Genomic DNA, 19,575 nt, shown 5'->3' on the forward strand with positions numbered 1-19,575 from the left:
GGCAGTACGGGACAATGGGTCCCATGCCTTCCGTACTGCCCGATGGTGAGCCCGTTCCCGAAGACGGGGCGCTGCCCCCACAGGCCCTCGCGGGTGCCGCGGACCGGCCGCTCGGGTTCTACCTGCACGTGCCGTACTGCGCGACGCGCTGCGGCTACTGCGACTTCAACACGTACACGGCGAGCGAACTGCGCGGTACGGGCGGTGTGCTCGCCTCCCGCGACAACTACGCCGAGCAGGTCGTCGAGGAGATCCGGCTCGCCCGGAAGGTCCTGGGAGACGATCCGAGGCCGGTCCGGACCGTCTTCGTCGGCGGCGGCACGCCGACCCTGCTCGCCGCCGGGGACCTGGTCCGCATGCTGGCGGCCGTCCGCGACGAGTTCGGGCTCGCGGACGACGCCGAGGTGACGACGGAGGCCAATCCGGAGTCCGTCGACCCGGCCTACCTCGCGGAGCTGCGCGCCGGCGGCTTCAACCGGATCTCCTTCGGGATGCAGAGCGCCCGCCAGCACGTCCTGCAGGTCCTCGACCGCACCCACACCCCCGGGCGCCCCGAGGCGTGCGTCGCCGAGGCGCGGGCCGCGGGCTTCGAGCACGTCAACCTGGACCTGATCTACGGCACCCCGGGGGAGTCCGACGACGACTGGCGGGCCTCGCTGGAGGCGGCGATCGGGGCCGGGCCGGACCACGTGAGCGCCTATGCCCTGATCGTCGAGGAGGGCACCCAGCTGGCGCGGCGCATCCGGCGCGGCGAGGTGCCCATGACCGACGACGACGTGCACGCCGACCGGTACCTGATCGCGGACTCGGTCCTGGCCGGGGCCGGACTCAAGTGGTACGAGGTGTCCAACTGGGCCGCTTCCGAGTCCGGGCGCTGCCTCCACAACGAGCTGTACTGGCGGGGCGCCGACTGGTGGGGCGCGGGCCCCGGTGCCCACTCGCACGTGGGCGGCGTGCGGTGGTGGAACGTGAAGCATCCCGGTGCGTACGCTGCGGCGCTGGCCGGCGGGAGGTCGCCGGGCGCCGGGCGCGAGGTCCTCTCGGACGAGGACCGGCGGGTGGAGCGGGTGCTGCTGGAGCTGAGGCTCCGTGACGGGTGCCCCTTGGACCTCCTGCGACCGCAGGGCCGCATCGCGGCCGAGCGCTCGCTGGCCGAGGGGCTCCTGGAGCCGGGGCCGTACGGGGCGGGGCGCGCGGTCCTGACCCTGCGCGGGCGGCTGCTCGCCGACGCGGTGGTGCGCGACCTGGTGGACTGAGGGGGCGCCCGGCCGACGGCGGCCCCGCGCCGGGGTCAGGGCACCGTCACGTGGTCGATCAGGCGTTCCACCGCACCCAGCAGCTCCGGCTCCAGGTCCCGGTACGAGGCGACCCTCGACAGGATGTGCTGCCAGGCCGCACCCGTGTGGGCCGGCCACCCGAGGGCCCGGCAGACGCCCGTCTTCCAGTCCTGGCCGCGGGGGACCGTCGGCCAGGCGGGGATGCCCAGGGAGGACGGCTTCACGGCCTCCCAGACGTCGACGTACGGGTGGCCGACGACCAGGACGTCCGGAGAACTCACCCGGGCCGCGATCCGGGACTCCTTGGAGCCCGGGACCAGGTGGTCCACCAGCACGCCCAGACGGGCGTCCGGCGCCGGACCGAACTCCGCGACGATCGACGGCAGGTCGTCGACGCCCTCCAGGTACTCCACGACCACGCCTTCGATCCGCAGGTCATCGCCCCAGACCCGCTCGACCAGCTCCGCGTCGTGACGGCCCTCCACGTAGATCCGGCCCGCCCGGGCCACCCGTGCCCGCGCCCCCGGGACCGCGATCGAGCCGGAGGCCGTGCGAGCGGGCCGTGCCGGGCCGGCCGCGGAAGGGCGCACCAGGGTCACGACCTCGCCCTCCCACAGGAAGCCGCGCGGTTCCAGCGGGAACACCCGGTGCTTGCCGAAGCGGTCCTCCAGGGTCACCGTGCCCGCCTCGCAGCGGATCACCGCCCCGCAGAAGCCCGTCGTGACCTCTTCGACGACGAGGTCGCGGTCCGCCGGGACCTCCGGGACGGGCTTCGTCCTCTTCCAGGGGGGCGTCAGGTCCGGGTCGTAGCTGCGCATGGGCTCGATTCTGTCCGGGGCACGGGGCACGGGGCACGGGGCACGGGGCACGGGGGCGGCCGGGGCGGCTGCCGCCCTCCGGGGACGGCCGAAAGGGCGTCAGGTCCACGCGCGGGCCGCGCACTTCGGGTGACGTTAGGCCACGCCGAAGCGGCGTGCCAGTTCATCGCGCTGGCCCCGCACGAACGCGGCGTCCACCACCGCCCCGTGGCCCGGTACGTACGCCGCCTGTTCGCCGCCCAGGGAGAGGAGGCGGTCCAGGGCGTCCGGCCAACGGGACGGGACGGCGTCCGGGCCCGCCTGGGGCTCGCCCGACTCCTCCACCAGGTCGCCGCAGAAGACGACCTCGCGCGAGCCCGGTGCGCAGAGCGCCAGGTCGTGCCCCGTGTGCCCGGGGCCCACGTTCGCCAGGAGGACCTGCCGGTCCCCCAGGTCGAGCGTCCACTCGCCCGAGACCACGTGCCGCGGGGCCACCAGGACGTCCGCCGCCTCCGCAGCCGCCACCGGGTCCAGGCCGTGTCGCACCGCGTCCGTGCGCAGGGCTTCCCGGTCCCGGGCCCGGCTCAGCAGCTGGTCGCTGCCCACCGCGCCGAACACCTCCGCGCCCGCGAACGCGGCCGTGCCGAAGACGTGGTCGAAATGGGGGTGTCCCAGTGCGATGTGCGTCACTCTCCGGCCGCCGGTGAGCCCCTTGATCTGCGTCCGCAGCTCCGCGCCCTCCGCGAGCGAGGAGCCCGTGTCGTACAGCAGCACCCCTCGTGAGCCCAGCACCAGGCCCACCGTGGCGTCCCAGCCGGGCAGTCGTCGCCGGCCCACCCCGTCCGCGAGCCGCTCCCATCCGTACGCTTCCCAATCCACGTCCATGGGGCGACGCTAGCCGGTGCGGGCGCCGCCTCCTTGCCAGGAGCGATGCCCGCCGCCGTACACTGGCCGGGGAATCGCTGGCACTCGGACAGGGGGAGTGCCAAAAGCGGAGCAACCGGAACGACGACGACAGGCGGAGGTGCGCACGATGCTCAGCGAACGCAGGCTCGAGGTCCTGCGCGCCATCGTCCAGGACTACGTCGGGACGGAGGAGCCGGTGGGCTCCAAGGCGCTCACGGAGCGCCACAAGCTCGGGGTGTCACCCGCCACCGTGCGCAACGACATGGCCGTCCTGGAGGAGGAGGGCTTCATCGCCCAACCCCACACCAGTGCCGGCCGCATCCCGACCGACAAGGGCTACCGGCTCTTCGTCGACCGGCTCGCCGGCGTCAAGCCGCTGTCGACGCCCGAGCGGCGGGCGATCCACAACTTCCTGGACGGTGCCGTCGACCTCGACGACGTCGTCGGCCGTACGGTCCGTCTGCTCGCGCAGCTGACCCGGCAGGTCGCCGTCGTCCAGTACCCCTCGCTGACCCGTTCGACCGTCCGGCACGTGGAGCTGCTCTCGCTGGCCCCGGCCCGCCTGATGCTCGTCCTCATCACGGACACCGGTCGGGTGGAGCAGCGCGTCATCGACTGCCCGGTGCCCTTCGGCGAGACCTCGCTCGCCGATCTGCGGGCCCGGCTCAACAGCCGGGTCGTCGGCCGTCGGTTCGCCGACGTGCCGCAGCTGGTGCAGGACCTTCCCGAGTCCTTCGAGGAGGCCGAGGACCGCGCCACGGTCTCCACCGTGCTCGCGACCCTCCTCGAAACGCTCGTCGAGGAGCACGAGGAGCGGCTGATGATCGGCGGCACCGCCAATCTCACCCGCTTCGGACACGACTTCCCCCTGATGATCAGGCCCGTCCTGGAGGCACTGGAGGAGCAGGTCGTGCTCCTCAAGCTGCTCGGCGAGGCCAAGGAATCCGGCATGACCGTACGCATCGGGCACGAGAACGCCCACGAGGGGCTGAGCTCCACGTCCGTCGTCTCGGTCGGCTACGGTTCGGGCGGCGAGGCAGTCGCCAAACTCGGCGTGGTCGGACCGACCCGCATGGACTACCCCGGAACGATGGGAGCGGTACGCGCAGTGGCACGTTACGTCGGACAGATCCTGGCGGAGTCGTAAGTGGCCACGGACTACTACGCCGTACTCGGCGTACGCCGCGACGCGTCCCAGGACGAGATCAAGAAGGCGTTCCGGAGGCTCGCGCGCGAGCTGCACCCGGACGTCAATCCCGATCCGAAGACGCAGGAGCGCTTCAAGGAGATCAACGCCGCCTACGAGGTCCTCTCGGACCCGCAGAAGAAGCAGGTCTACGACCTCGGCGGCGACCCGCTCTCGGCCTCCGGCGGGGGCGGCGCGGGCGGTGGCTTCGGGGCGGGTGGCTTCGGCAACTTCTCCGACATCATGGACGCCTTCTTCGGCACGGCCTCGCAGCGCGGTCCGCGTTCGCGCACCCGCCGCGGGCAGGACGCCATGATCCGTCTGGAGATCGACCTCAACGAGGCCGCCTTCGGCACCACCAAGGACATCCAGGTCGACACGGCGGTCGTCTGCACCACCTGTTCGGGGGAGGGCGCCGCGCCCGGCACCTCCCCGCAGACCTGCGACATGTGCCGCGGTCGCGGTGAGGTGTCCCAGGTCACCCGGTCCTTCCTCGGTCAGGTCATGACCTCCCGGCCCTGCCCGCAGTGTCAGGGCTTCGGCACCGTCGTCCCGACGCCGTGCCCCGAGTGCGCGGGGGACGGAAGGGTCCGGTCCCGCCGCACCCTCACGGTCAAGATCCCGGCCGGTGTCGACAACGGCACCCGCATCCAGCTCGCGGGCGAGGGCGAGGTCGGTCCCGGCGGCGGTCCCGCCGGCGACCTGTACGTCGAGATCCACGAGACCCCGCACGAGGTCTTCCAGCGGCGCGGCGACGACCTGCACTGCACGGTCACCATCCCGATGACGGCGGGTGCGCTCGGCACGAAGGTGCCGCTGCAGACCCTCGACGGCGTCGAGGAGATCGACATCCGCCCGGGAACGCAGTCGGGCCAGTCGATTCCGCTGCACGGCCGGGGCATCACGCACCTGCGGGGCAACGGTCGGGGCGACCTGATCGTGCACGTCGAGGTGACCACCCCGAACAAGCTCGACGCGGAGCAGGAGCGACTCCTGCGCGAGCTGGCCAAGCTGCGCGGCGAGGAGCGGCCCACCGGCCAGTTCCAGCCGGGACAGCAGGGGTTGTTCTCGCGGCTCAAGGACGCGTTCAACGGGCGGTAGGCGCTCGTGCGGGCGGGGGGACGGGGCGCCGGAAGGCGCGGACCCGTCCCCCCACCCGTGTCCGGAGCAGGCCCTTCCGTGACCTGACGGACGGATTCGGCCCGGAAGCAGGGGCATGGCACCATGCCCCCATGTCCACCACCGCACTGAACGGTCTCTCTCGTTTCCCGATCGTGCAGGCCCCCATGGCGGGTGGCGCCGCTGGTCCCGATCTCGTCGGGGCCGTCTGCGAGGCCGGGGCGCTCGGCTTCCTGGCCGGCGGGTACAAGACGGCCGGGGGGCTCTACCAGGAGATCAAGCAGGTGCGTGGGCTCACCGCACGCCCCTTCGGCGTCAACCTCTTCCTGCCCCAGGAGGGGCCGCACGCCGACCCCGCCGCCGTCGAGGTCTACCGCCACCAGCTCGCCGGCGAGGCCACCTGGTACGGCACCCCGCTCGGCGAGGCCGACGACTCCCGCGACGACGCCTACGACGCCAAGCTCGCGATCCTCCTGGAGGACCCGGTCCCCGTCGTCTCCTTCACCTTCGGCTGTCCCGCGCCCGAGACCTTCCGGGCCTTCGACCGGGTCGGCACGTACACCCTCGTCACCGTCACCTCCGTCGAGGAGGCCCTCGCCGCGGAACGCGCCGGGGCCGGAGCCGTCTGCGTCCAGGGCGTCGAGGCCGGTGGACACCAGGGCACGCACCGCGACGAACCGGCCGAGGACGACGCACCCGGCACCGGGCTCCTCACCCTCGTCACCGAGGTCCGCCGGGCCGTCGCGCTCCCCGTCGTCGCCGCCGGCGGGATCATGTGCGGTGCGCAGATCGCCGCCGTCCTCACCGCCGGGGCCGCCGCCGCGCAGCTCGGCACCGCCTTCCTCCGCTGTCCGGAGTCGGGCGCCCACCCGTTGCACAAACAGGCACTGACCGACCCGCTGTTCACCCGGACCGCCCTCACCCGGGCCTTCTCCGGACGCTCGGCACGCGGTCTCGTCAACCGCTTCATGCGCGAGCACGGACCGTACGCCCCCGCCGCCTACCCCGAGGTCCACCACCTCACGGCCCCGCTCCGCAAGGCCGCGGCCCATGCCGGCGACGCCCAGGGCATGGCCCTGTGGGCGGGCCAGGGGTACCGCCTCGCCCGCGAGCTCCCCGCCGGGGAACTGGTCGGGGTGCTGGCCGCCGAACTCGACACCGCCCTCTCCGGACCGCCCCACAGGAGCACCCCATGACCGCACCCGTCTTCGTCGTCGACGCCGTCCCCGGTGCCGGGAGCTTCCTCCTGGACGGGCCCGAGGGGCGGCACGCCGTTTCCGTGAAGCGGCTACGCGCCGGGGAGGGGCTGGTCCTCGCCGACGGCCGGGGCCGTTGGGCCGAGGGCGTGGTGCTGGCCGCCGAGGGCAAGGACCGGCTCACCGTCCGCATCGACGAGGTCCACGAGGACTCCGAGGAGGAGCCCCGGATCACCGTCGTCCAGGCGCTCCCCAAGGGCGACCGCGGTGAACTCGCCGTCGAGACCATGACGGAGACCGGGGTGGACGCGATCGTCCCCTGGGCCGCGTCCCGCTGCATCACCCAGTGGAAGGGCGACCGGGGTCTCAAGGCGCTCGCCAAGTGGCGGTCCACCGCACGGGAGGCCGGCAAGCAGTCGCGCCGCACCCGCTTCCCCGAGGTCGTCGACCTCATGACGACCAAGCAGGTCACCGCCTTCCTCGCGGGCGCCGACTTCGCGGCCGTCCTGCACGAGGACCGTGAGCACCCCAGCGGGACGCTCGCCACCGCGGAACTTCCGGTGAAGGGGTCGATCGTGCTCGTCGTCGGTCCCGAGGGTGGGGTCTCGCCGGAGGAGCTCGCCGCCTTCGAGGCCGCCGGGGCGAAGCCGTACCGCTTGGGCCGCAGCGTGCTGCGCACCTCGACGGCCGGTACGGCGGCGACCGCCCTGGTTCTGGGACGCACCGGCCGCTGGAGCTAGGCGGTCCGTCCGGGGAGGGCGGGAAGCACGGCCCGCGGGCGGTCCGCCCGCGGCCTCGGACGCGCCTCCGCGGGGCCCCGGCACCGCACACCGGGGGAGCCGCCCGGCCCCGGACCCGCGCGCACCGGAGAACCGGCCGGGAACCTCAGCGGGACCCGTCCCGTGGGGGCGGCGGATAGCATGCCCGTCGTACCGGTGTTGTACTGATCGACAGAGGCGAGGAGGCCCGGGCCATGGCCGGAGAGCCGCAGAGCGACTGCCTGTTCTGCAAGATCGCGCAAGGGGAGGTGCCGGCGACGATCGTGCGCGAGACGGAGACCACCGTCGCGTTCCGCGACATCAACCCGCAGGCGCCCACGCACGTCCTCGTGATCCCGCGCGCCCACTACCCCGACGCCGCCTCGCTGGCCGCTGCCGCGCCGACCGTCGCCGCGGACGTGCTGCAGGAGGCGGGGCGGGTCGCCGAGCAGGAGAAGGTCGACGGCAGCGGCTTCCGGGTCGTCTTCAACACCGGGGCCGGTGCCGGACAGACCGTCTTCCACGCCCATGCGCACGTCCTGGGCGGTCGTGGGCTCAACTGGCCGCCCGGATAGCCCGTGTCCGTACGCGAACTGGTCGTCCTCGGAACCGCCAGCCAGGTCCCGACCCGACACCGCAACCACAACGGCTACCTGTTGCGCTGGGACGGCCGGGGCGTCCTCTTCGATCCGGGCGAGGGGACCCAGCGGCAGATGTTGCGGGCCGGGGTCGCCGCCCACGACCTGGACCGGATCTGCGTCACGCACTTCCACGGCGACCATTCGCTCGGCCTGGCCGGGGTGATCCAGCGGATCAACCTCGACCAGGTCCCGCACCCGGTCACCGCCCACTACCCCGCGAGCGGACGCCACTTCTTCGAACGGCTGCGGTACGCCACCGCCTACCGGGAGACCGTGCGCCTGGTCGAGTCACCCGTCACCGCCGACGGGCCGCTCGCCACCACCGAGGACTTCACCCTGGAGGCCCGGCGGCTCTCCCACCCCGTCGAGTCCTACGGCTATCGGATCGTCGAGCCCGACGGGCGTCGGATCCTGCCCGCGAAGCTCGCCGAGCACGGCATCAAGGGCCCCGACGTCGGTCGGATCCAGCGCGAGGGCAGCCTGAACGGCGTCACCCTCGACGAGGTCAGCGAGATCCGGCGCGGGCAGCGCTTCGCCTTCGTCATGGACACCCGACTCTGTGACGGGGTGCACGCCCTCGCCGAGGGCGCCGACATGCTCGTCATCGAGTCGACCTTCCTGGACGAGGACGTCCGGCTCGCCACCGACCACGGCCATCTGACGGCCGGACAGGCCGCCTCCGTCGCACGGGACGCAGGGGTCCGGCACCTCGTCCTCACCCACTTCTCGCAGCGTTACTCCGACCCCGCCGTGTTCGAGCGGCAGGCCCGGGAGGCCGGCTTCGACGGCGAGTTGAGCATCGCCCAGGACCTCATGCGGGTCCCCGTACCGAAACGAACGTGACCATGCCCGTACCCAAGGCCGAGCTGCACCTCCACATCGAGGGCACCCTCGAACCCGAGCTGGCCTTCGCGCTCGCCGCCCGCAACGGCGTGACCCTGCCCCACGCGGACACCGCCGCCCTCCGCGAGGCCTACCGCTTCAGCGACCTCCAGTCCTTCCTGGACCTGTACTACCGTCTGATGGCCGTCCTGCGCACCGCCGAGGACTTCACCGAGCTCGCCGACGCCTACCTGGAGCGGGCCGCCGCCCAGGGCGTTCGGCACGCCGAGGTCTTCTTCGACCCGCAGGCGCACACCGCGCGGGGCGTCCCCCTCGGCACCGTGGTCGAGGGCCTGTCCGCCTCCCTGGACCGGGCCGAGGAACGGTACGGCGTCTCCACCCGGCTCATCATGTGCTTCCTGCGCGACGAGCCCGTCGAGTCGGCGATGGCCACCCTGGAGGCGGCCAAGCCGTATCTGGACCGGATCACGGGCATCGGCCTGGACTCCGCGGAGGCCGACCACCCGCCGGCCGCGTTCCGGGCCGTGTACGAGGAGGCCGCCCGGCTCGGTCTGCGCCGCGTCGCCCACGCCGGCGAGGAGGGCCCCGCCGCGTACGTCCGGGAGGCCCTCGACGTCCTCGGCGTCGAGCGGATCGACCACGGCCTGCGCTGCGTGGAGGACCCGGAGCTCGTCGAGCGGCTGGCCCGCGAGCGGGTGCCGCTCACGCTCTGTCCCCTGTCGAACGTCCGGCTCCGCGTCGTCGACGCCCTCGCTGACCATCCGCTCCCGCTGATGATGGACGCGGGACTGCTGGTCACCGTCAACTCCGACGACCCGGCCTACTTCGGGGGGTACGCGGGCGACAACTTCGACGGCGTGCAGCAGGCGCTGGGACTGACCGAGGACCAGCTCCGCGGACTGGCGCGCAACTCCTTCCGGGCCGCGTTCCTGGAGGACGACGAGCCCCGCCGGGCGCGGTACCTCGCCGAGGTGGAGGCGTACGCCTTCGGTACGGAGTAGGACCGGCTCACCCCCGGTCCGACGGCCTCGCCAGTCCGAACGTCGACCGCGACGCCCGGCGGCGGCCCGCTCCCACCGGGATCGCGGCCACCGGCTGCTCCGGAGCGCCCACCTGGGGGACCAGGGACGCCGCGGCCCCCTTGCCCGCGAGGACCGCGGCGGGGGCGCCGCCGCGGCGGCGGATCGAGCCGGGGACCAGCGGACGGCCGGCGGCGCGGCGGGCGACCGCGGCCATGGGGGCGGCGACGAGCAGGAGCAGGGAGCAGAGGACCAGCCCCATCCCCGGGTAGCCGAAGCGTGCGGAGAGCAGGGAGCCGGCGACCGGGCCGCAGGCCGTGCCCAGCGAGGACACCGAGCCGACCGTCACGGCCCAGCGGCCGTGCGGGTCGAGGGAGGCCGCCATGCCCAGGAGGTAGGAGAGGACGACCGGGTAGACGGCGTTCCAGAGGACCTCGCCGGTCGCGAAGGCGGCGAGGCCCCCGGCGGCCGAGCTCAACAGCACGCACCCCGCGATGACCACCGTGCCCACCCCGATCGGAACCGCGCGGCCCAGCCGCGAGCCGAGTGCCCCCGCGGCCGTGACTCCGAGGAGCCCTGCGCCGAGCGCCGTCGCGAAGACCGCGCCGACGGTGACCTCGGAGAGGCCGGCCTGGGTGAGCCCGATGCGCCCGCTCACCCCCCAGAGCGCGTTCTGCGCGAGGGACCAGCACAGGATGCTGCCGGCGAGCACGGCACCGGTCCGCCGGTAGGGCAGGGGGCCCCGGGACGTCGCGGCGGCCCCGCGCACCGTGCGTGCGGCGCCCGGGAGCCGGTGCGTGACCGGCCACACCAGGGCCGCTGCACCGGCGATCGCGAGCAGCGGTCCGGCATGTCCGCCGCCCAGGTGCGGGAGGGTCAGGTAGAGGGCGCCGGCGGTCGCCGAGACGGAGAGCAGGCCGAGGGTGGAGGCCCGGTGCGGATCGTGTTCACCGGCGATGCCCGCCACGGCCACGGCGGTTGCGGTGCCGGAGCCGAGGCCGCCGAGGACCACGCCCGCGACCACCAGCGGTACGGAGTCGGTGGTGGTGGCGGCGCCGTATCCGACGGCCATCGCGAGGAGGCCCGCACGGGCGGCCGGGCGGGGCCCGATCCGATCGCCGCGGGCGGCGAGCGCGAAGCCGGCGGTCGAGGAGCCGAGGAGGAGGACGGAGCCGACCAGGCCCGCTTGGGCGGGGGTGACGCCGAGCCCGGCGGGGAGCCGGCCGACGACGGTGGGCAGCAGGTACGGGGCGAGGTAACCAGCGGTGAAGAGGGCGACGAGGGCGACGAGCGCCCCCGCGCCGCGCGTCCGCGCGGACATGGGCGTTCCCGGGAACAGAAGGGGGAGGGGTGGAGCGCCCGGTGGTGTGCAGGGAGCACGGGGTCGCGAGGCCATGTGTATCAAGCGGGCGAGCGGGCGGAGAAGATGGTTCCCGCTGGTTTACGGTGTGATCTGGGTCACTTATTGTTTGGGATGGCGATTGAGGGGTATCTCAAGCGCTTCCTGCTGCATCCCATCCGTCACCGGCCCCCCATCGGGCACACTGATCTGATCCGCACCACGACCGGGGAGCCTGCCGTGACCACAGCAAAGGGAGAGCAGTCGCAACACGACGCCGGGGTCGACCCGTTGGTGTGCCTGCGCGAGCCCACCGACCCCGCCTGCGACGTCTTCCTGACCGGCACGGTCTTCCTCGACATCATCTTCACCGGCCTGGACAGCGCCCCGGTCCGCGGCACCGAGTCCTGGGCCAGGGGCATGGGCTCCAGTCCCGGCGGGGTCGCCAACATGGCCACCGCCCTCGCCCGGCTCGGCCTGCGGACCTCCCTCGCCGCGGCCTTCGGCGACGACCACTACGGCGAGTACTGCTGGGACGCCCTGGAACAGGGGGAGGGGATCGACCTGTCGCTCTCCCGCACGGTCCCCGGCTGGCACTCGCCGGTCACCGTCTCCATGGCCTACGAGGGCGAGCGCACGATGGTCTCCCACGGCCACGAAGCCCCGCCGCTCGACGACGCCCTGCCCGCCTATCCGCCGCACGCGCGTGCGGCCGTCGCCTCCCTCGTGCCCGGCCGTCCCGAGGAGTGGGTCGCCCAGGCCGCCCGCGGCGGGGCCAAGGTCTTCGCCGACGTCGGCTGGGACGACACCGGCCGCTGGGACCTGGCCGGCCTCGGCGACCTCCAGCACTGCGAGGCCTTCCTCCCCAATGCCGCCGAGGCGATGCGCTACACCCGCACCGACTGCCCCCGGGCCGCCGCCCGCGCCCTCGCCGACAAGGTCCGCTACGCCGTGGTCACCCTCGGCCCCGAGGGCGCCTATGCCGTCGACGCCGCCACCGGCGAGACCGCCGAGGTCCCCGCGATCAGGGTCGCCGCCCTCGATCCGACCGGTGCCGGGGACGTCTTCGTCGCCGGATTCGTCACCGGCACCCTCGCCGACTGGCCACTCGCCGACCGGCTGGCCTTCGCGGGACTGACCGCGGCCCTGTCCGTCCAGGAATTCGGCGGCTCGCTCTCGGCCCCCACCTGGGGCGAGATCGCCGCCTGGTGGCAGCACGTCCAGGGGCACGCCCAGCAGGACCCGGAGGCGCTCCGCGGCCGGTACGCCTTCCTGGAGCGGCTCCTGCCCGCCCCCGCCCGCTCCTGGCCGCTGCGCAGGGCGGTGCCGACGATCGGCTTCCGCGCGGCCACCTCCTGACCACCGGGCGCGGTAAACCGCTACGGGCACGGCGGCGCCTGGTCGTAGGCTGGTAGCCGAGAGGTTGTCGAGCAGCGAGAACCGCGCAACGGGAGGTACCTGCAGGCCACAGTGCCGGCCCATGACGCAGACACCCACAGCCCACGACGGAGCGCCCCAGGACGGGGCGCCCGGACAGGCCCGCGCCCACTTCACCGTTCCCGCGAAGCACCCGATGGTGACCCTGCTCGGCTCAGGCGACGCCCTGCTCCGCGTGATCGAGCGGTCGTTCCCCCGGACGGACATCCACGTCCGGGGCAACCAGGTCAGCGCGGTCGGAGACGCGGCGGAAGTCGCCCTGATCCAGCGCCTGTTCGATGAGATGATGCTGGTGCTCCGCACCGGTCAGCCGATGACGGAGGACGCAGTGGAACGCTCGATCGCCATGCTCAGGGCGAGCGAGAACGGATCGGCGGAGGGCGGGGAGGAGACTCCCGCCGAGGTGCTCACGCAGAACATCCTCTCCAGCCGGGGACGCACCATCCGTCCCAAGACGCTCAACCAGAAGAGGTACGTCGACGCGATCGACAAGCACACGATCGTCTTCGGCATCGGTCCCGCCGGTACCGGCAAGACCTATCTCGCCATGGCGAAGGCGGTCCAGGCCCTGCAGTCCAAGCAGGTCACCCGGATCATCCTGACCCGGCCCGCCGTCGAGGCGGGCGAGCGGCTCGGCTTCCTGCCGGGCACGCTCTACGAGAAGATCGACCCCTATCTGCGGCCGCTCTACGACGCCCTGCACGACATGCTCGACCCCGACTCGATCCCCAAGCTGATGACGAACGGGACGATCGAGGTCGCCCCCCTGGCGTACATGCGGGGCCGGACCCTGAACGACGCGTTCATCATCCTCGACGAGGCGCAGAACACGAACCCCGAGCAGATGAAGATGTTCCTCACCCGCCTCGGCTTCGACTCGAAGATCGTCATCACCGGTGACGTCACCCAGGTCGACCTGCCGAACGGGACGAAGAGCGGCCTGCGACAGGTCCGCGACATCCTGGACGGTGTCCCGGACGTGCACTTCTCGACGCTCACGTCGCAGGATGTCGTTCGGCACAAGCTCGTCGGCCGTATCGTCGACGCGTACGAGCAGTACGACAACCGCAACGGGAAGTAGTAAACGAGCACCATGTCGATCGACGTCAACAACGAGTCCGGAACCGAGGTCGACGAGCAGGCGATCCTCGACATCGCCCGCTACGCGCTCGCCCGGATGCGCATCCACCCGCTCTCCGAGCTCTCGGTGATCGTCGTGGACGCGGAGGCGATGGAGCAGCTCCACATCCAGTGGATGGACCTGCCCGGGCCGACGGACGTCATGTCCTTCCCGATGGACGAACTGCGCCCGCCGTCGAAGGACGACGAGGAGCCCCCGCAGGGGCTCCTCGGCGACATCGTGCTCTGCCCCGAGGTCGCCACCCAGCAGGGCAAGGACGCCCCGACGCAGCACTCCATGGACGAGGAGCTCCAGCTGCTCACCGTCCACGGCGTGCTGCACCTGCTCGGTTACGACCACGAGGAGCCGGACGAGAAGGCCGAGATGTTCGGCCTCCAGGCGGCGATCGTCGACGGCTGGCGGGCCGAGAAGGGCCTCACCGGCCCGTCCCCGGCGCCGACCGTCTCCTGACCCCGATGGACGTTTCGCTGATCTTCGGCGCGGTCGCGCTGGTCGTCGTCGCCTGGCTCGCCGCCTGCGCCGAGGCCGGTCTCGCCCGCGTCTCCGCCTTCCGTGCCGCCGAGGCCGTACGGTCCGGGCGGCGCGGTGCCGAGAAGCTCGCCCAGGTCGCCTCCGACCCGACCCGCTATCTGAACGTGGCGCTGCTGGTCCGCGTCGCCTGTGAGATGGCGGCCGGCGTCCTCGTCACGTACGCCTGTCTCGAAGCCTTCCCGGAGACCTGGGAGGCACTGCTCGTCGCGATCGCAGTGATGGTCCTCGTCTCGTACGTGGCCGTCGGCGTCTCGCCGCGCACCATCGGCCGGCAGCACCCGCTGAACACGGCGACCACCGCGGCGTACGTGTTGCTTCCGCTGGCCCGGATCATGGGCCCGATCCCGCAACTGCTGATCCTCATCGGCAATGCGCTGACGCCGGGCAAGGGCTTCCGCAAGGGCCCCTTCGCCTCCGAGGCCGAGCTGCGGGCCATGGTCGACCTCGCCGAGCAGGAGTCGCTGATCGAGGACGAGGAGCGCCGCATGGTGCACTCGGTCTTCGAGTTGGGCGACACCCTGGTGCGCGAGGTGATGGTGCCCCGCACCGATCTGGTCTGCATCGAGCGGTACAAGACGGTCCGTCAGGCCCTCACGCTGGCGCTGCGCTCCGGTTTCTCCCGGATCCCGGTCACCGGCGAGAACGAGGACGACATCGTCGGCATCGTCTATCTGAAGGACCTGGCCCGCCGGACGCACGTCAACCGTGATTCCGAGGCCGACCTGGTGTCGACCGCGATGCGGCCCGCCGCCTTCGTCCCCGACACGAAGAACGCCGGTGACCTGCTGCGCGAGATGCAGCAGGAGCGCAACCACGTCGCCGTCGTCATCGACGAGTACGGCGGGACGGCCGGCATCGTCACCATCGAGGACATCCTGGAGGAGATCGTCGGCGAGATCACCGACGAGTACGACCGGGAACTCCCGCCCGTCGAGGAGCTCGGGGACGGCCGCTACCGGGTTACCGCCCGTCTCGACATCGGCGACCTCGGCGAGCTCTACGGCTTCGGCCCCGACGAGTACGACGACGAGGACGTGGAGACCGTCGGCGGTCTGCTCGCCAAGGCGCTCGGCCGGGTCCCGATCTCCGGCGCCAGGGCCGTGGTGGAGCTGCCGGACGGGCGTTCCCTGCGGCTGACGGCCGAGTCCCCGGCCGGCCGCCGGAACAAGATCGTCACCGTGCTCGTGGAACCGCTGGAACCGGAGGAGGCGCCGGAATGACCCCCGACGAGCTGCGGACCTTCTGTCTGGACTTCAACGACGCGACGGAGGAGTTCCCGTTTGACCAGGAGACCTCCGTCTTCAAGGTCGCCGGGAAGATGTTCGCGCTGTCGGCGTTCGACGCCGTGCCGCTGCGGGTCAACCTCAAGTGCGATCCGGACGAGGCCGTGCGGCTCCGTGAGGAGCACCCGGCGATCATCCCCGGTTGGCACATGAACAAGCGGCACTGGAACACGGTGACCGTGGGAGAGCTCCCGGACCGGATGGTCCGGGAGCTCGTCGAGGACTCGTACGACCTGGTCGTCGCCGGTCTTCCGAAGGCGGTACGACTCCGGCTCGACCGGTCCTGAGGAGGACAGGGGCGGGCCCGACGGGCACGGTCCTCAGGCCCGCTTGCGCAGCCCGAGGGCGATGAGCAGCGCCGCGCCGAGCACGATCACCGCGTCGAGGGCGATCACCGAGCGGACGCCCGCGAACAGTTCCGGGTCGGTGGTGGCGAGCACGCCCAGCAACGGGATGCCGACGGTCAGACCGACCTGCTGGGTGGTGGTGACCAGGCCGGTGGCGAGCCCCTGCTCCTCGTTGCGGACCCCCGAGGTGACGGTCACGCCGTACGAGACGATCGCGCCGAGGTGCAGCATCGACCCCAGGGAGAGGGCGACGGTCACCAGGACCGCGCCCGACTCCCGTCCGATGCCGAGCAGCGCGGCGGTGAGCAGGCCCTGTCCGGCCAGCGAGAGCACCAGGGTCCGGTGGGCGCCGAGCCGGTCGATCACCTTCGGGGTGAGCACGCCGGCCAGGGCCGAGCACGCGCCCTGGACGCCGAAGACGATGCCGGAGGCGAAGGCCGAAAGGCCCAGCGTCCCCTGGAGGTACAGGGTCAGGACGAAGACGATCGTCGACATCATCGCGAAGGTGACCAGACCGCCCAGGTTACCGAGGGCGACGGTGCGGCGGCGCAGCATCGGCAGCGAGACCAGCGGGGCCGGGTGCCAAGACTCGACGAGGCCGAAGGCCACGAGCAGCAGTACGCCGAGGACCAGGGCGACGAGGACGTCCGTACCGCCGAAGCCGCGCTCGGCCGCCGTCGTCAGTGCGTAGATCAGGAAGAGCAGACCGCCGGTGACGGTCATCGCACCGGGCACGTCGAGGCGGGGCCGCTCGGGGGTGCGGGACTCGGGGAGCAGGCCCGGGGCGAGCGGCAGCACGACCACGGTGAAGACGACGAGCAGGGCCATCGTGGACCGCCAGCCGAGCGTGTCGGTCATGACGCCGCCCAGCACCATGCCCACGGTGAAGCCGAGGGAGAGCAGGGTGCCGGAGATGCCGAGCGCCCGCGCGCGCAGCGGTCCCTCGGGAAAGACGGTGGTGAGCAGCGCCATGCCGGTCGGCACGATCGCCGCCGCGCCGAGGCCCTGGAGGGCGCGGCCGGCGAGGAAGGCGCCGGGACTCCAGGCCAGGGCGGCGAGCAGGGAGGCGGCGCCGAAGAGGGCCAGGCCGGTGAGGAAGAGCTTCTTGCGGCCGAAGAGGTCGCCGATCCGGCCGAAGAGCAGCAGGAACCCGCCGGAGGGCAGGGCGAAGGCGGTGACCGCCCACTGGAGGCCGGACGGGTCGAAGCGGAGGTCCGCGCCGAGGACGGGCAGGGCGACGTTCAGGACGGAGAAGTCGAGCGCCACCATGAATTGGGCGGCGCACAGGACGAAGAGGACGAGCCGGTCACGGCCGGAGAGGGCCGGGGGTGCGGCGGGAGCGGTGCGGGATGCGGGTGGGGAGGTCGTCGTTGCCATGGCCCCACCCTCGGCGGACGGGAACAAAGCAGGGGAGCGAGTACTTATCCTGTTGGTCGTACCACCAGGCGTCCAGGGGGAGGAAGCGCACGTGGCCACCGCTCTCGAGAGCACCAGCGCGAAGCAGCACCGGTTGGCCGAACTGCGCGGCTTCCTGATGAGCCGTCGGGCCCGGGTGAGCCCGGCCGAGGCGGGCCTTCCGGACGGGGGCGCGCGTCGCCGCACCCCGGGGCTGCGGCGCGAGGAGGTCGCCGTCCTCGCGGGGGTCGGGGTCTCCTGGTACCAGTGGCTGGAGCAGGGGCGGGACATCACGGTCTCCCCGCAGGTCCTGGACTCGGTGGCCCGGGTGCTGCGGCTGAGTCCGGCCGAGCGCCGCCATCTGTACGTCCTGGCCGGGCTGAACCCGCCGGCCCCGGAGGCCGCGCCGGAGGACCGGGACATGTGCGACGGGCTGCGGCGGTTGATCGATGCGTGGATGCCGTTCCCGGCGCACATCATGGACGCGTACTGGAACACCGTCATGTACAACGAGGCGGCGGCCGTCGTGCTGGGGATGCGGCCGGAGATCTCCCAGAACTGCCTGATCGACTTCTTCACGGACCCGCTGTACCGCTCGCGGATGGGGCACTGGGAGGAACTCGCGCCGAGGGTCGTCGCACAGTTCCGTTCGGCCTGCTCCGAATGCCCGGACGACGAGGGCTTCCAGGCGGTGGTCGACGCGGCCGTGGAAGCGAGCCCGGAGTTCGCGGAACTGTGGGGGCGGCGGGACGTCCTGCCGGGCGGTCAGAACCGCAAGGAGATGGAGCACCCGTTGGTCGGCACGCTGGTCGTCGAGGCGACCCAGCTCAGGGTCCCGGCCCGGCCGGACCTCGTCATCGTGATGCACACCCCGCTCCCGGAGGCGAGCACGGCCGAGAAGCTGGAGTGGCTGGTCTCCCCGGCGGGGCGTCGAGGGGCGATGTACCCGGTCGCGGGTTGAGCGCGGATCCGTTGTGATCTTGTTGCAGGTCCGTTGTGGGGGCCTCTATATCCTCGTCGTCCGGTCGTCCGGTCGTCCCCGGGGAAGGGTCGGACGACGTGCCCCGTTTCCTGTGCTTAAGAGGTGTCCCACCATGCGTGCTCGTATCAGCAGAGGCGTCGCAGCCGTTCTCGCCGTCTCCGCGCTCTCGCTGACCGCGGCCTGCGGCGGCGGGGCGGAGGACGAGGCCGCGAAGGGCGGTGCCGACGCGCCCGCGGCTCCGTCCGCGACTTCTGCCGAGCCCACCCCCGAGGCGCCGGCCGCGCCGCTGACGGAGGCCCAGATGAAGGCCGCCCTGTTGGAGTTGAAGGACCTGCCGTCGGGTTGGAAGACCACGAAGCACGAGGAGTCCACGGGCGGGTACAAGACCGACAAGGCCGAGTGCCAGGACCTGGCCGGGATGCTGGGCAGCAACTCGATCGCCGACACCGCGAAGGGGCCGAGCGCCGGCTTCGTCATCGGGAACAACGCATCGGAGATCAGCGAGCAGGTCGTGACCTTCGAGGGCACCGGGGCGGCCGACTACGTCACCAGGCTCTCCGCGGCGCTGGACGCGTGCAAGGAGATGACGGTCGAGGCCGACGGCCAGAAGATGAAGCTCACGGTGAAGAAGGGCACCGCGCCGCAGGGTCTGGAGCAGGGGATCGCCTTCACGCTGGGCCTCGAGGTCCTCCCCGGCATCACGATCGAGCCGAACTTCGTGATCGGCAGCCAGGGCACCGGGGTGTTCCGCTTCATGCTGCTCGCGGACTCCGCCTCCGCCAAGAAGGACTTCGACGCGCTCGGCAAGCTGGCCACCGACAAGTTCGTGAAGGCCGTCCAGGGCTGAGCCCGGACCGGGGCCCCGTACCGCATCCGCCCGGCCTATCCTCTGATCATGACTCTCCACCGCGAGCACGGCGACCTCGGCGCCGAGGACCTCAAGATCATCACTTTGGCGCGGAGCGCCCGCGCCCGCAACGGCGTGCCCGAGGGGGCGGCCGTGCGCGACGAGACGGGCCGCACCTATGTGGCCGGGACCGTGGACCTGGAGTCGCTCAAGCTGAGCGCGCTGCAGACCGCGGTCGCGATGGCGGTGGCGAGCGGGGCCGAGTCCCTGGAGGCCGCTGCCGTCGTGTCCACCGCGGAGGCGGCGTCCGACGCGGACCGCGCGGCGGTGCGGGACCTCGGCGGGCCGGAGACGCCGGTGCTGCTGGCGGGCCCGGACGGACAGTTGCGCGCGGCGGTCACCGCGGGCTGAGCCGGCGGCGCTTCGGCGGCGAGAACGGGGCGGTGGGGGGCGGGCGGCGGGCCGGGCGCCCCCCCCGGGGTTGGGTTTTGTGGAAAACGGGGGCTTGTAATTGCGTTTTGGTGCGGCGGG

General features: G+C 72.5%; 20 protein-coding genes. 16 read left to right on the forward strand and 4 right to left on the reverse strand.

Translation table 11 applies throughout. The annotated features are described in order from the left end of the window. Positions 1-23: 23 nt before the first annotated feature. Positions 24-1,256, forward strand: coding sequence for a radical SAM family heme chaperone HemW (hemW, locus tag ACFW2Y_RS06865; protein ID WP_384874595.1), 1,233 nt, complete (start codon positions 24-26; stop codon positions 1,254-1,256). Between the two features lie 35 nt (positions 1,257-1,291). On the opposite strand, the gene ACFW2Y_RS06870 is transcribed toward hemW, so the two are convergent. Both ACFW2Y_RS06870 and ACFW2Y_RS06875 read right to left on the reverse strand, forming a co-directional pair. Continuing rightward, positions 1,292-2,095: a DUF3097 domain-containing protein gene (locus tag ACFW2Y_RS06870; RefSeq protein ID WP_384874598.1), complete on the reverse strand. Its 804-nt coding sequence runs from the start codon at positions 2,093-2,095 to the stop codon at positions 1,292-1,294. A 135-nt stretch (positions 2,096-2,230) separates the two neighbouring features. Beyond that, a complete protein-coding gene (locus tag ACFW2Y_RS06875) occupies positions 2,231-2,959 on the reverse strand; it encodes an MBL fold metallo-hydrolase (RefSeq protein WP_384874601.1) in 729 nt (242 codons plus the stop codon). 148 nt (positions 2,960-3,107) lie between these two features. Here ACFW2Y_RS06875 and hrcA point away from each other — a divergent pair, with 148 nt between their 5' ends. From hrcA to ACFW2Y_RS06910, 7 genes are all read left to right on the forward strand, one after another. Continuing rightward, positions 3,108-4,127, forward strand: a complete 1,020-nt coding sequence (gene hrcA, locus ACFW2Y_RS06880; protein ID WP_384874604.1) for a heat-inducible transcriptional repressor HrcA — start codon at positions 3,108-3,110, stop codon at positions 4,125-4,127. Further along, a complete protein-coding gene (dnaJ, locus tag ACFW2Y_RS06885; protein ID WP_384874607.1) occupies positions 4,128-5,267 on the forward strand; it encodes a molecular chaperone DnaJ in 1,140 nt (379 codons plus the stop codon). A 131-nt stretch (positions 5,268-5,398) separates the two neighbouring features. After that, positions 5,399-6,481, forward strand: a complete 1,083-nt coding sequence (locus ACFW2Y_RS06890; protein WP_384874610.1) for a nitronate monooxygenase — start codon at positions 5,399-5,401, stop codon at positions 6,479-6,481. After that, positions 6,478-7,221: a 16S rRNA (uracil(1498)-N(3))-methyltransferase gene (locus ACFW2Y_RS06895; protein ID WP_384874613.1), complete on the forward strand. Its 744-nt coding sequence runs from the start codon at positions 6,478-6,480 to the stop codon at positions 7,219-7,221. Before ACFW2Y_RS06890 ends, ACFW2Y_RS06895 begins: the two co-directional genes overlap by 4 nt. Before the next feature lie 233 nt (positions 7,222-7,454). Further along, on the forward strand, positions 7,455-7,814 hold the full coding sequence (locus ACFW2Y_RS06900; protein WP_384874615.1) for a histidine triad nucleotide-binding protein: 360 nt from the start codon (positions 7,455-7,457) through the stop codon (positions 7,812-7,814). 3 nt (positions 7,815-7,817) lie between these two features. Next, a complete protein-coding gene (locus ACFW2Y_RS06905; protein ID WP_384874618.1) occupies positions 7,818-8,723 on the forward strand; it encodes a ribonuclease Z in 906 nt (301 codons plus the stop codon). A gap of 2 nt (positions 8,724-8,725) precedes the next feature. Then, positions 8,726-9,724, forward strand: a complete 999-nt coding sequence (locus ACFW2Y_RS06910; protein WP_384874645.1) for an adenosine deaminase — start codon at positions 8,726-8,728, stop codon at positions 9,722-9,724. Positions 9,725-9,731: 7 nt separating this feature from the next. Here ACFW2Y_RS06910 and ACFW2Y_RS06915 read toward each other — a convergent pair whose 3' ends face one another. Then, a complete protein-coding gene (locus ACFW2Y_RS06915) occupies positions 9,732-11,063 on the reverse strand; it encodes an MFS transporter (RefSeq protein WP_384874621.1) in 1,332 nt (443 codons plus the stop codon). Between the two features lie 258 nt (positions 11,064-11,321). Between ACFW2Y_RS06915 and ACFW2Y_RS06920 the strand changes: the two genes are divergently transcribed. The 5 genes from ACFW2Y_RS06920 (at position 11,322) to ACFW2Y_RS06940 (ending at position 15,760) form a co-directional block, all read left to right on the forward strand. Next, a complete protein-coding gene (locus tag ACFW2Y_RS06920) occupies positions 11,322-12,440 on the forward strand; it encodes a carbohydrate kinase family protein (protein ID WP_384874624.1) in 1,119 nt (372 codons plus the stop codon). A 121-nt stretch (positions 12,441-12,561) separates the two neighbouring features. Then, complete coding sequence (locus tag ACFW2Y_RS06925; RefSeq protein ID WP_384874627.1) at positions 12,562-13,599, forward strand: PhoH family protein; 1,038 nt, start codon at positions 12,562-12,564, stop codon at positions 13,597-13,599. A gap of 12 nt (positions 13,600-13,611) precedes the next feature. Continuing rightward, positions 13,612-14,109: an rRNA maturation RNase YbeY gene (ybeY, locus tag ACFW2Y_RS06930; protein WP_041129173.1), complete on the forward strand. Its 498-nt coding sequence runs from the start codon at positions 13,612-13,614 to the stop codon at positions 14,107-14,109. A 5-nt stretch (positions 14,110-14,114) separates the two neighbouring features. After that, positions 14,115-15,410 (forward strand): hemolysin family protein, encoded by a 1,296-nt coding sequence (locus tag ACFW2Y_RS06935; protein ID WP_384874631.1) that lies wholly within the window; start codon positions 14,115-14,117, stop codon positions 15,408-15,410. Continuing rightward, on the forward strand, positions 15,407-15,760 hold the full coding sequence (locus tag ACFW2Y_RS06940) for an MmcQ/YjbR family DNA-binding protein (RefSeq protein ID WP_384874634.1): 354 nt from the start codon (positions 15,407-15,409) through the stop codon (positions 15,758-15,760). The genes ACFW2Y_RS06935 and ACFW2Y_RS06940 overlap by 4 nt, the downstream gene beginning before the upstream one ends. Positions 15,761-15,793: 33 nt before the next feature. Here the strand turns inward: ACFW2Y_RS06940 and ACFW2Y_RS06945 are convergent, their stop codons facing one another. Continuing rightward, positions 15,794-17,197, reverse strand: a complete 1,404-nt coding sequence (locus ACFW2Y_RS06945) for an MFS transporter (RefSeq protein ID WP_384874637.1) — start codon at positions 17,195-17,197, stop codon at positions 15,794-15,796. Positions 17,198-17,354: 157 nt separating this feature from the next. On the opposite strand from ACFW2Y_RS06945, the gene ACFW2Y_RS06950 reads away from it, so the two are divergent. From ACFW2Y_RS06950 to ACFW2Y_RS06960, 3 genes are all read left to right on the forward strand, one after another. Then, positions 17,355-18,176, forward strand: a complete 822-nt coding sequence (locus tag ACFW2Y_RS06950) for a helix-turn-helix transcriptional regulator (RefSeq protein WP_384874647.1) — start codon at positions 17,355-17,357, stop codon at positions 18,174-18,176. Between the two features lie 133 nt (positions 18,177-18,309). After that, entirely contained in the window at positions 18,310-19,044 is a 735-nt protein-coding gene (locus ACFW2Y_RS06955; RefSeq protein WP_384874639.1) for a hypothetical protein, read from the forward strand. Positions 19,045-19,092: 48 nt separating this feature from the next. Then, positions 19,093-19,455 carry a cytidine deaminase gene (locus ACFW2Y_RS06960; RefSeq protein WP_384874640.1) on the forward strand — a complete coding sequence of 121 codons (363 nt, stop codon included), beginning with the start codon at positions 19,093-19,095 and terminating at the stop codon, positions 19,453-19,455. Positions 19,456-19,575: the final 120 nt, after the last annotated feature.

The sequence above is a fragment of the Streptomyces sp. NPDC058877 genome, from assembly GCF_042742855.1.
Classification (GTDB): Bacteria; Actinomycetota; Actinomycetes; order Streptomycetales; family Streptomycetaceae; genus Streptomyces.

Bases quoted from the DNA above. Each gene is read 5' to 3' on its own strand.
- ACFW2Y_RS06945 (WP_384874637.1), bottom strand. From the start codon at position 17,197: ATGGCAACGACGACCTCCCCACCCGCATCCCGCACCGCTCCCGCCGCA.
- ACFW2Y_RS06925 (WP_384874627.1), top strand. From the start codon at position 12,562: ATGACGCAGACACCCACAGCCCACGACGGAGCGCCCCAGGACGGGGCG.
- ACFW2Y_RS06935 (WP_384874631.1), top strand. From the start codon at position 14,115: ATGGACGTTTCGCTGATCTTCGGCGCGGTCGCGCTGGTCGTCGTCGCC.
- ACFW2Y_RS06890 (WP_384874610.1), top strand. From the start codon at position 5,399: ATGTCCACCACCGCACTGAACGGTCTCTCTCGTTTCCCGATCGTGCAG.
- ACFW2Y_RS06870 (WP_384874598.1), bottom strand. From the start codon at position 2,095: ATGCGCAGCTACGACCCGGACCTGACGCCCCCCTGGAAGAGGACGAAG.
- ACFW2Y_RS06895 (WP_384874613.1), top strand. From the start codon at position 6,478: ATGACCGCACCCGTCTTCGTCGTCGACGCCGTCCCCGGTGCCGGGAGC.
- ACFW2Y_RS06960 (WP_384874640.1), top strand. From the start codon at position 19,093: ATGACTCTCCACCGCGAGCACGGCGACCTCGGCGCCGAGGACCTCAAG.
- ACFW2Y_RS06955 (WP_384874639.1), top strand. From the start codon at position 18,310: ATGCGTGCTCGTATCAGCAGAGGCGTCGCAGCCGTTCTCGCCGTCTCC.
- ACFW2Y_RS06940 (WP_384874634.1), top strand. From the start codon at position 15,407: ATGACCCCCGACGAGCTGCGGACCTTCTGTCTGGACTTCAACGACGCG.
- ACFW2Y_RS06915 (WP_384874621.1), bottom strand. From the start codon at position 11,063: ATGTCCGCGCGGACGCGCGGCGCGGGGGCGCTCGTCGCCCTCGTCGCC.
- ACFW2Y_RS06900 (WP_384874615.1), top strand. From the start codon at position 7,455: ATGGCCGGAGAGCCGCAGAGCGACTGCCTGTTCTGCAAGATCGCGCAA.
- hrcA (WP_384874604.1), top strand. From the start codon at position 3,108: ATGCTCAGCGAACGCAGGCTCGAGGTCCTGCGCGCCATCGTCCAGGAC.
- ACFW2Y_RS06875 (WP_384874601.1), bottom strand. From the start codon at position 2,959: ATGGACGTGGATTGGGAAGCGTACGGATGGGAGCGGCTCGCGGACGGG.
- ybeY (WP_041129173.1), top strand. From the start codon at position 13,612: ATGTCGATCGACGTCAACAACGAGTCCGGAACCGAGGTCGACGAGCAG.
- ACFW2Y_RS06910 (WP_384874645.1), top strand. From the start codon at position 8,726: ATGCCCGTACCCAAGGCCGAGCTGCACCTCCACATCGAGGGCACCCTC.
- ACFW2Y_RS06950 (WP_384874647.1), top strand. From the start codon at position 17,355: ATGAGCCGTCGGGCCCGGGTGAGCCCGGCCGAGGCGGGCCTTCCGGAC.
- hemW (WP_384874595.1), top strand. From the start codon at position 24: ATGCCTTCCGTACTGCCCGATGGTGAGCCCGTTCCCGAAGACGGGGCG.